10 protein-coding genes are annotated in these 11129 nt (G+C 34.4%); 6 read left to right on the forward strand and 4 right to left on the reverse strand.

All coding sequences use genetic code 11. The features are described 5' to 3' along the window. Position 1 precedes the first annotated feature (1 nt). From I5M07_RS13560 to I5M07_RS13570, 3 genes are read right to left on the reverse strand one after another with little or no spacing between them, the layout of a single operon-like run. Positions 2 to 1138 carry a CaiB/BaiF CoA transferase family protein gene (locus I5M07_RS13560; RefSeq protein WP_200106987.1) on the reverse strand — a complete coding sequence of 379 codons (1137 nt, stop codon included), beginning with the start codon at positions 1136 to 1138 and terminating at the stop codon, positions 2 to 4. Further along, positions 1138 to 2280, reverse strand: coding sequence for a CaiB/BaiF CoA transferase family protein (locus tag I5M07_RS13565; RefSeq protein ID WP_200106988.1), 1143 nt, complete (start codon positions 2278 to 2280; stop codon positions 1138 to 1140). Before I5M07_RS13565 ends, I5M07_RS13560 begins: the two co-directional genes overlap by 1 nt. Position 2281: 1 nt before the next feature. Next, the gene (locus I5M07_RS13570; protein WP_200106989.1) at positions 2282 to 3424 is read right to left on the reverse strand and encodes an ABC transporter substrate-binding protein; all 1143 of its coding nucleotides are present in this window, start codon (positions 3422 to 3424) and stop codon (positions 2282 to 2284) included. A gap of 275 nt (positions 3425 to 3699) precedes the next feature. Between I5M07_RS13570 and I5M07_RS13575 the strand changes: the two genes are divergently transcribed. The 6 genes from I5M07_RS13575 (at position 3700) to I5M07_RS13600 (ending at position 9634) form a co-directional block, all read left to right on the forward strand. Then, positions 3700 to 4890 (forward strand): glycoside hydrolase family 88/105 protein, encoded by a 1191-nt coding sequence (locus tag I5M07_RS13575; RefSeq protein WP_200106990.1) that lies wholly within the window; start codon positions 3700 to 3702, stop codon positions 4888 to 4890. Between the two features lie 172 nt (positions 4891 to 5062). Continuing rightward, a complete protein-coding gene (locus tag I5M07_RS13580; protein ID WP_200106991.1) occupies positions 5063 to 5827 on the forward strand; it encodes an SDR family NAD(P)-dependent oxidoreductase in 765 nt (254 codons plus the stop codon). 282 nt (positions 5828 to 6109) lie between these two features. After that, on the forward strand, positions 6110 to 6964 hold the full coding sequence (locus tag I5M07_RS13585; protein WP_200106992.1) for a fumarylacetoacetate hydrolase family protein: 855 nt from the start codon (positions 6110 to 6112) through the stop codon (positions 6962 to 6964). 1 nt (position 6965) lies between these two features. After that, positions 6966 to 7979 (forward strand): zinc-binding alcohol dehydrogenase family protein, encoded by a 1014-nt coding sequence (locus I5M07_RS13590; protein ID WP_200106993.1) that lies wholly within the window; start codon positions 6966 to 6968, stop codon positions 7977 to 7979. Between the two features lie 17 nt (positions 7980 to 7996). Next, positions 7997 to 8794 (forward strand): SDR family oxidoreductase, encoded by a 798-nt coding sequence (locus tag I5M07_RS13595; protein ID WP_200106994.1) that lies wholly within the window; start codon positions 7997 to 7999, stop codon positions 8792 to 8794. A 6-nt stretch (positions 8795 to 8800) separates the two neighbouring features. Then, positions 8801 to 9634 (forward strand): amidohydrolase family protein, encoded by an 834-nt coding sequence (locus tag I5M07_RS13600; RefSeq protein ID WP_200106995.1) that lies wholly within the window; start codon positions 8801 to 8803, stop codon positions 9632 to 9634. A gap of 74 nt (positions 9635 to 9708) precedes the next feature. Here I5M07_RS13600 and I5M07_RS13605 read toward each other — a convergent pair whose 3' ends face one another. Then, positions 9709 to 10974 (reverse strand): MFS transporter, encoded by a 1266-nt coding sequence (locus I5M07_RS13605; RefSeq protein WP_200106996.1) that lies wholly within the window; start codon positions 10972 to 10974, stop codon positions 9709 to 9711. Positions 10975 to 11129 lie beyond the last annotated feature (155 nt).

An 11129-nucleotide genomic window follows, 5' to 3' on the forward strand; every position in this document is an offset into this window, starting at 1 on the left:
ATTAAGCAATAAATTCGTTGATTATTTTTTCATTGTCTTGCCCTAATTTAGGTGAACCTTTGGTCGAAGTGAAATACTCACCGTCAATTTTTATAGGGCAACGGGTTGTTTCGTAATGATAACCATCAATCATGCTTACTTTTTGAGTAAATTCTAAAACTTTGTACGCTTCTTCAAGAAAAAGTTCTTTGTAATTTAAGACTTTAGCACACCAAATATCGGCAGGTTCTAGAATATTCAACCAAAACTCTGTGTTTTGTGTTTTAAGATGATTGGCCAAAATATTTTTGATTTCATCACGAAGATCAAATTTGTTTTCAGTAAAAACTTCTAACTCTTTACAACCTAAAAGTGATGCTAAAGTTGGAATATGTCCCATTGCCAAAGCTAAAAAGCCATTTTGTGTTTGGTAAATTCCGTAAGGAGCGCCTAAATAAGCATTGGCATTATTTGCTTTCGTTCGAACTGGTAAAGCCCCGCCATCATTAAAGAAAGTAGTAATCAATTCAAATTGAAAATCATAAGAAGATTCTAACATACTTACTTCAACCAAGGCGCCAACATTTTGGGTGGTTTTACGATATAAAGCTGCTAAAATTCCTTGTGCCAAATGAGCTCCGGCTAACATATCTATAATTGATAATCCCATCGGAACTGGACCATCTTCTTCGTTTCCGCTCAACCAAGTTAATCCGGTTAGTGATTGTAAAAGCAAATCTTGTCCAGGTAAATCTTTTAAATTGGGATGATTTCCATAACCCGAAATAGAAGCATACACGACTGTTGGATTTATCTTTTTTACTTCTTCAAAACTCAAACCTACACGTTCCATAACGCCGGGTCTGAAATTGTGCATTACCACATCGGCTTTGGCTAATAATTTTTTTAATTTTTCTAATTCTGAAGCTTGTTTAAAATCAATGGCGAAGGATTCTTTGTTTCGGTTAATGGTATGAAAAACCGAAGATTCACCATTCATAATTAAATCAGAAGTATACAATGTACGACAAATATCTCCTGTTCCTGGTTTCTCAATTTTTATCACACGAGCACCCAAATCGGCTAATCGTAAACTAGCTGAAGGTCCTGATAAGAACTGGCTAAAATCAACTATTAAATAATCTTCTAAAGGTTTCATTAGGATAAAAATTGTTCGTGAATTTGTGAATTGTGTTCGCCTACTTTTGGTGCCGCTTTTTCGCTAGTTAATACTTTTCCGTCCAATTGAATTGGAGATCGGGTAGTGGTTAAAATTTTGCCTTGCGAATTTTTAACAACTTGTTTTAATTGTAAATCCTTGACAAATGCATGTTGATCCAAATCTTGATAATTGTTTACTTTGCCACACCAAATTCCATTTTTATTTAGTAATGCTACCCAATAATCAGCCGATTGAGTTTTAATTTGATTGGCTAATTTTTCTCGGATTTCATCTCTTTTTGAAAATTGTACATGTTTATCGGCATATTCATTTAAATCTATACCTAAAGTTTTACCAATAAAAAGTAGATCGCCCATTGCTAAAGCTAAATAACCATTAGTGGTTTTATAAACGCCGTAGGGAGCACTCAAAAATGCGTGGGCGCTACCTTTTTCACTGCCACGTTCTGGGAGTTGACCACCATCATTCAAATACGAAGTGATGGCTTCAAATTGAACATCTAGGATGGATTCTAATAAGCTTAATTCTACTAAAACCCCTTTTTGAGTTTTGGCTCTTTTGAGTAGAGCGGCTAAAATGCCTTGAGTGAGATGATTACCACACATTAAGTCAGCAACCGATATTCCAAAAGGAACTGGGCCTTGATCTTTTGTGCCACTCAACCAGCTTAAGCCAGAAAGGGATTGTACCAATAAATCCTGTCCAGGTTTTTTTGCCCACGGACCTTCGTTTCCGTAACCTGTTACTGTGGCGTAAATGATTTTAGAATTGATTTTTAAAGTTTCGTCAAAGGTTAAACCAATTTTTTCCATTACACCCGGACGGAAATTATGGGTCATGATATCGGCTTTTTCGATTAATTTTTTAACCAAAATCAAATCTTCGGGATTTTTTAAATCAGCCGCAAATGACTCTTTATTTCTATTAATGGTATGAAAAAGTAAACTACTGTCATCCACAAATAAATCTTTAATACTTAGTTGACGACAAGCTTCTCCTTTTATTGGTCGTTCAATTTTGATGACACGAGCACCCAAATCGGCTAATTTTAATCCAGCCGAAGGCCCTGCCAAAAACTGACAAAATTCTAATACCACTAAACCTTCTAATGGTTTCATTTTATTTTGAGTTTAATGACTTTTGATACAATTCGTTCATAGCAAGTAATGCTTCATTTTCACTTCCACCATTCATTAAATAGTTGCGAACTACGTCACCTGCATGATCTTGAAAATACATATGTCCCATGTACCTCGGACGTAAAAAGGCCCGTTGTAGAGTAGGTAATGTATTTTTGAAATAATCATGAGTAATGTTATTAATGCGGTCACTTTTCCAAGCTTGTAAATGTCCAGGTTGTCCACCGTTATCCGCAAAAATATTTTGTTGGGTGTGCGACGAACCTACAAACTCGGCGTAAGCCAAAGCTTCTTTTTGAAATTGAGAATGGGATGAAACGGCCAATCCGGTTCCGCCTAAAGAACTAATCATTGGATTGCCATTTAATTCAACTAAATCATAAAAATGTAATAGTTTACGGCTGTAACCTTCTCTTGAATAATTGGAATAACCGTAAGCAAAAGGACAATATGCAATTTCATCTGAATTTACCATATCTTCATACACCTGAATTGGGTTTCGGTTAAAATTAGCCGGATCCATCAATTGTGCTAGTTCGCGGTGCATTTGTAAGGCTTTGGTTCCAATTTCTTCCGAAATCACGATTTCTTTTGATTGAAAAGGAGCTTCTCCCAAACTACAGCAAAAAGAATAAAATGTCATTAACGAATCAACCGGAATTCCAGCAAAAGCGAGTAATCCTTTTTTGGCTAAGGCTAATAAATCGGCATATGTTTTTGGAACCGCAATTCCATTTTTTTCTAATATATCTAAACGAGCTGCTGCAACAGGAGTGGCTGCATCAATAGGTAAAGCCCATAATTTATTGTGGAAAACATAACTTTCGTATGATTTTCCAACTGTATTTTGTTCTTGGTCTTTAATATAATCGGTAGAAAAATGGTCAGATAATGGAAGTATAGTATTGGTATCTGCCCCAAAACCCGTCCAAGGGTGATCAATTACCATTAAGTCAAATTTTTTGGCTAAAGTTTCAATTGATGCATCAGCAAATTCTTGTAAACTTCTTTTCTCCCAAGTGATTTCAATATCTGGGTGAAGTTCGTTAAAACGTTGAGCGGTGGCAACCATGGGTAATAATCCACGAGTATGATTCCAAGTTATGCCTTTGAGTATTTTCATTTCAGGAAATATAATTTAATAAATGTAGAACTTACATTTACAAATATAGAAATTAGATTTATATGCTATAATCAAAAAAATTTTTTTTCTCAATTTGTCAACGTATTTTTTGTTGTATGTTTAAAATCAGATTAAAAAGATTCAATGTTTTTGAGTAAATTTATTTTTTTGTTTCATTTTTAAAATTGAAGTCCTTTTTTAATATTAAGTTTTATATTTGTAAATGTGAAAATAACATTTATTATTCTTTTAATTGTTAACAATATAATTCAGTAATGATTTTTAAACTAAAAAAACAGCTAAAAATTACCATATTAATAATAATTGGTTTAGTGAATAGTGCTATTGCGCAAACTATTTCTAAAGATTTAAAATGGTCAGAACGAATGGCGCAAACTTTAATGCAGCGTCATCCAGAATCATGGATGCTTGACGATGCTAAAAAAGCACATATAAGTTACGTTCATGGTTTGGTAACTTATGCTTTTCAAGAATTGGGAAAAGTGACTAAAAATGAAAAGTATACCGCTTATGCTAAACAATATGCTGATGAATTGATTGAAGCCGACGGTACGATTAAAACCTATAAATATGAGGCTTTTAATATCGATAATATTCCTACGGGGCGTATTTTATTTGATATTTACGAACAAACCAAAGACAAACGTTATTTAATTGCCATGCAAACCTTGCGTAAGCAATTGGAAGAACAACCTAAAACGCCAAGTGGTGGATTTTGGCATAAAAAAATCTATCCAAACCAAATGTGGTTAGATGGTTTGTATATGGGTGAACCATTTTTTGCTGAATACACAACAACTTTTGAAAATGGTGCCAAATTAGATGAAGTTGCTAAAGAATTTGAATTGATTCAGAAATATGCAACTGATACAAAAACGGGATTGTTATACCATGCTTGGGATGAGAGTAAACAAATGCCTTGGGCAAATAAAGAAACAGGTGTTTCGCCTAATTTTTGGTCACGTTCTATGGGTTGGTATGTGATGGGATTGGTAGATGTATTGGATTATTTTCCTGAAAATCACCCAAAACGCGCAGCGTTGATTTCGTATTTAAATGATATTTCAAATGCTTTAGTGAAATTTCAAGACAAGTCTGGATTGTGGTATCAAGTGACTGATATGGGAACTCGCGAAGGAAATTATTTAGAAACTTCGGGTACGGCTATGTTTGCATATGCTTTTGCGAAAGGGGCCAAAAATGGCTACTTGCCTAAAAAATTTCATAAAATAGCTGAAAAAGCGTTTGATGGAATTACTTCAAAATTTACTAAGGTTTATCCAAATGGTGAAATTGAAATTACCAATGCTTGTGCAGTTGCTGGTTTGGGCGGAAAACCGTATCGCGATGGTTCGTATGAATATTACATTAACGAAAGAAGAAAAGATAACGATCCTAAAGTGACTGGGCCTTTTATTTTGGCAGCTTTAGAATTAAATAAATAATTTTTAAGTTTCTAAGCTACTGAGTTTCTTAGTTTCAAAATAAAAAGGAGTGATTTTTATTTTAAAGTTTATAAACTATAAGATAGAGAAAAGTAGTTTTACAAAACTTAGAATCTTAGCAACTTAATAGCTAAATAAACACACAGATCAGTTAATTAAATTTAAAATAAATATGTTTTCATTACAAAACAAAAAAGCGGTAATAACAGGGGGAGGCAGTGGTATTGGTAGAGCCATTGCAACATTATTCGCTAAACAGGGTGCCGAAGTTCATATTGTTGAATTGTCTCAAGAAAGTGCTCAAGATGCAGTTGAAGAAATCAAAAATGCAGGTGGAAATGTGTTTTCATATGCTTGTAATGTAGCCAATCAACAAGAGGTTACACAGACTTTTGAAAAAATAGGGAACGTCAATATTTTGATTAATAATGCTGGTATTGCCCATGTTGGGAAAGTAGATACCACTCCCGAAGCTGATTTTGACCGTGTGATGAATGTGAATGTGAAAGGAGTTTATAACTGTTTATTCGCTGCAATTCCTCAATTTCGTAAATCAAACGGAGGTGTGATTTTAAATATGGCTTCTATAGCTTCATGGGTAGGAATCCAAGATCGTTTTGCTTATTCAACGGCTAAAGGTGCAGTAATGGCAATGACTTTGTCTGTGGCAAGAGATTATATCGATGAAGGAATTCGATGTAATTCTATTTCACCGGCACGTGTTCATACACCTTTTGTTGACGGATTTATCAATAAAAATTATCCAGGCAAAGAAGAAGAAATTTTTGAAAAATTATCTAAATCACAACCAATTGGGCGTATGGGGAAACCAGACGAAATTGCGGCACTAGCATTATATTTATGTAGTGATGAGGCTGGATTTATTACCGGATCAGATTACCCAATTGATGGTGGATTTATTAAATTAAACAATTAGAAAAAAGAGCAACTAAGATGCTGAGTAACTAAGCGGCTAAGATTTTAAGCTTAGAAACTCAGGATCTTAGCAACTTAGTAACTTAAAAAAAAAGAGCAACTAAGATGCTGATTAACTAAGCGGCTAAGTTTTTTTAGCCTTAGCAACTCAGGATCTTAGCAACTTAGTAACTTTAAAAAAAAGAGCAACTAAGATGCTGAGTAACTAAGTGGCTAAGTTTTTTAGCCTTAGAAACTCAGAATCTTAGGAACTTAGGAACTTAGTAACTTAAAAAATAAAAAAATGAAATTAATACGTTTTGGTGAAATTGGAAAAGAAAAACCGGGTGTGATAATCGGTGAAAAAAAATACGATGTTTCTTCTTTGGTTTCGGATTATAATGAAGCTTTTTTTGAAGAAAATGGTTTAGAAAAATTAAAAAAAGCATTAGAGTCAAATCCTGAATTACCTGAAGTAAGTAATGAAGTGCGATTAGGTTCGCCTGTGGCACGTCCTTCAAAAATCATTTGTATTGGTTTAAACTATATTGATCATTGTCGTGAAACCAATGCTCCGGTTCCTGCAGAACCTATTATTTTCTTCAAATCAACCACTTCTCTTTGTGGACCAAATGATGATTTGATTATTCCTAAAAATAGTGAAAAAACAGACTGGGAAATCGAGTTGGCTTTTGTGGTAGGTAAAAAAGCAAGTTATGTAGAAGAAGCTGAAGCTTTGGATTATGTAGCGGGATATGCATTGTTAAATGATTATAGCGAAAGAGCATTTCAAATTGAAAGAGGTGGTCAATGGGCGAAAGGAAAAGGAAGCGATACGTTTGCACCACTTGGACCATTTTTGGCTACTCAAGACGAAATTACCGATGTAAATAATTTAAAAATGTGGTTAACTGTAAACGGAAAAACGTTTCAAGACAGTAATACATCAAACTTAATTTTTAAAATTCCATTTTTAGTACACTATTTAAGTCAGTTTATGACGTTGCTTCCAGGTGATATTATTAGCACGGGAACTCCTCCAGGAGTTGGATTAGGAATTAAGCCAGATCCAATTTACATTAAACCGGGTGATGTAATTGAATTAGGATTAGAAGGTTTGGGGTCAAGTAAACAAGTAGCTAAAGCTTATACTAAATAAAATGAAATATATTGTTTGCGAAAAACCGCAAGAGTTTTTAATTAAAGAAAAACCAATGCCAGAACCTGCAGAGGGAGAGGTATTGTTAAAAATAAAACGAATTGGCGTTTGTGGTACTGATATTCATGCTTTTGGAGGTACACAACCTTATTTTGAATACCCACGAATTTTAGGTCATGAATTGGCTGCTGAATATGTAAAAGGAAATGCAAAAGGTTTTGAACCAGGTGATAAAGTAACTTTTATTCCGTATTTCAGTTGTGGAACTTGTGTGGCGTGCCGTAATGGTTTGACCAATTGTTGTGCAAATATCAAAGTTTTTGGTGTGCATATTGATGGGGGAATGAGTGAATATGTGACTATTCCAGAGCAATATTTATTACACGGTCAGGGTCTTGATTTTGATGAGTTGGCTTTAGTTGAACCTTTGGCAATTGCGGCTCATGGAGTTCGTCGTGCTGCGGTAAAAGCTACGGATACGGTTTTAGTTATGGGAGCAGGACCAATTGGTTTGGGATTAATTCAATTTGCCAAAATTGCCGGCGCCAAAGTAATTGTGATGGATATCAATGATTATCGATTGAATTTCTGTAAAGAAGCACTTCAGGCAGATGAAACTATCAATCCATTGAATGAAGATGTTGCTACTCGTTTAGCAGCGTTAACCAATGGAGATATGGCAAATGTAGTGATTGATGCAACGGGTAATCAAAAAGTAATGAATACGGCTTTTAATTATATTTCGCATGGCGGACGTTTTGTTTTGGTAGGATTGCAAAAAGGCGAATTGAGTTTTAGCCATCCTGATTTTCACAAAAGAGAATCAACTTTAATGAGTAGCCGAAATGCCACTATTGAAGATTTTGAATATGTAATGACCTGTTTAAAATCAGGAAAAATTGATCCTAAAAAATACATTACCCACAGAGCCGATTTTAATGAAATGATTTCGGAATTTGGAAAATGGATTGATCCCAAAAACAATACGATTAAAGCATTAATTGAAATAAATTAATTCAAAAAATAATAAGAATGGATTTGAATTTAAAAGGAAAAATTGTGGTGGTTTCTGGTTCAGCCGGAAAAGAAGGAAGCATCGGCGAAACCATGATTAACCGTTTGGCCGAAGAAGGTGCTATTCCTGCTTTGGTTGATAGAAATAACAGAGGTTTTGGTTATGCCGAAGCGTTGCAAAAGAAAGGAATTGATGCTTTGTTTGTACAAACCGATGTTACCGATCCGGTGGCAATGGAAGCCGCAGTTGCAAAAATTATTGAAAAATACGGTCGAATTGATGCTGTAATTAATAATGTAGGAGTGAATGATGGCGCTGGGTTAGATGCAACTTATGATGAATTTATGGATTCATTAAAATTGAATGTGGTGAGTTATTTCTTGCTTGTAAAATTTGCTTTACCTTATTTAAAAGAATCAAAAGGAAACATCTTGAATATTGGTTCAAAAGTAGCTTTAACAGGCCAAGGCGGGACTTCAGGTTATGCTGCAGCAAAAGGCGGTGTTCTTGGACTTACGAGAGAATGGGCTGTTGATTTGATTCAATACCGAATTCGTTCGAATGCTATTATTATTGCCGAAAGCTATACGCCAGCTTACGAAGACTGGATTAAAACGGTTCCAGATGGAGAAGCTGTTTTGAAAAAAATCAATAAAAGTATTCCGTTTGAATCGCGTATGACCAAAACGATTGAAATTGCAGATACCGCATTGTTTATTATTTCGGATCGTTCCTCACACACCACTGGACAATTTGTATTTGTAGATGGAGGTTATGTGCATTTGGATCGTGCTTTAATTTCGGATGTAAATTAATTGAAAATGAAAAGAATTGATTCGCACCAGCATTTTTGGAAATTTGATCCCGTTCGTGATAGTTGGATTGACGATTCAATGGCTGCAATTCAACGTGATTTTTTACCAGCTGATTTAAAACCTTTGTTGGATGAAAATCAATTTCAAGGTTGTGTAGCGGTTGAAGCACACCAATCAGAAGAACAAACGAATTTTTTGGTTGATTTAGCGGCTAAAAATGATTTCATAAAAGGTGTTGTAGGTTGGGTGGATTTGCGTGCAGCAAACATATCGGAACGATTGGAACATTTTTCTAATCACAAAATTATTAAAGGATTTCGTCATGTGGTGCAAGCCGAAGCGGATGATTTTATGTTGCGAAATGATTTTAGAAATGGTATTGCAGCTTTAAAATCATTTAATTATACATATGATATTTTGATTTTTCATCGCCAATTGCCTGCTGCTATTGATTTGGTAAATCGTTTTCCGGAACAAAAATTTGTGATTGACCATATTGCAAAACCCGACATTAAATCGGGTGAAATTGATTCTTGGAGAAGAAATATCGAAGAAATTGCCAAAGCAGAAAATGTACTTTGTAAAGTTTCTGGAATGGTTACCGAAGCGGATTGGCAAAATTGGAAAACCCAAGATTTACAACCGTATTTAGACGTTGTTTTTGAAAATTTTGGAGCTAATCGTTTGTTATTTGGATCCGATTGGCCTGTTTGTAATGTAGCTGCTGAATATCAAAAAGTGGTGCAAACTGTAGAAAATTATTTGTCTCAATTTAGTATAAATGAGCAAAATAAAGTTTGGTTTGAAAATGCCAAATCGTTTTACAAATTAGAGATTTAGATTTTTTTTGAAATCTTAAATAAAAATATAAAGGCATATAAGTTGAATCTTGTATGCCTTTTTTAGTATTTAAATTAAGAATTAGATTGTTCCTCTGTCATATCAATAGTTTTGGGATGCAAACTGATTAATTGTAAAGCAATGGCTGCAATCACTACAAAAAGTAATAAAACAAACACGTCTCGCATGCCACCTTTATCGGCTGCTTTTCCTAAAAATTCTGTTATCACAGCTCCAGCAGAAATTCCAACGAAATTCATGATTCCGTAGCCAGTTGCACGATATCTTGGAGAAACAAATTGGCATAAGATCGGCATATTGTTGGTATCGTAAATTCCAAACCCTAAACCAAAAAGTATAGCGCCCAAAATAATGGGTTGTATCGTTGTGTAATTTCCAAATAGAAATAGCGCTGGAATAGTTAAGGATAATCCAATGACACTTGTGTAAATTCTACCTTTAATATTTTTCATAACCCATCTGTCAGAAATTGATCCTCCAACCAAAACGCCAATAAACGAAGCCATAGAAATGGTAATGGTAGCAATTGGTCCGGCTACTGCCATGTCTAAATTTAAGGTTTCTGAAAACAAAGTAGGTAACCAGTTTTTAGCCGCCCATCCTGGTAAACTCGGAGCGGAAAAATAAAAAAGTAAGACCCAAAAAGAAATATTACCGAATAAAATTCCGAGTCCTTTAAATAGTTGTTTGAATTCTTGTGAAAAAGTTATTTTTTGCGAAGCTTCAACAAAATACGTTTTCTTTTCTTCTATAAAAAAGATTAAAATAATGCTATACAAAACACCCAATAAACCAACAGAGTGAAAGCTAAAATGCCAAGAAAAATGTTTAGAAATTGTTGCGCCAAATCCGCCCAAAGCCTGTCCTAAATAAATTCCTGTAGTATGAATGGCAATGGCAAAAGAGCGTGTTTTTCCTTGATGATAATCGGCAATTAAAGATAAAGCGGCAGGAATGTAAAAGGCTTCACTAAAACCCATGATGCCACGCAAAATATAAATTTGATTAAAAGAATTTGCATAACCCATTGCTAAGGTAACACCAGACCACACAAAAAGACTTCCTATAATGATGTTTTTACGATTGAGACGATCGGCGATTATCCCAGAAATTGGACTCATGATTGCATAAATCCATAGAAAAATGGCCATTAATAAACCGAAATTTTCTGCTTTTGTAAGTTCGGGAATATCTACCATCATTGCTGATTTCATTGTGGATAATAATTGGCGGTCTAAATAGTTTAGTAAAGCCACAAACCACAATAAACCAACAACAATCCAGGGATAGGATTTTCTCTCATTTAATCGTGCAATCATATTGTTTTTTGAAAATAAATCGCCAAAGATACAAATTCAAATCTTGTTAAAAGAATTGCTTTAGCATTCAGATGTGGTCTTTTTTACGAATAATTAATTTTAGAACTATATTTATTTTATTGAATGCCATTTTTAATGTTTTGGAGGGTAACCGA

The sequence above is a fragment of the Flavobacterium agrisoli genome (genome assembly GCF_016522065.1).
In the GTDB taxonomy this organism is placed as follows: Bacteria; Bacteroidota; Bacteroidia; order Flavobacteriales; family Flavobacteriaceae; genus Flavobacterium; species Flavobacterium agrisoli.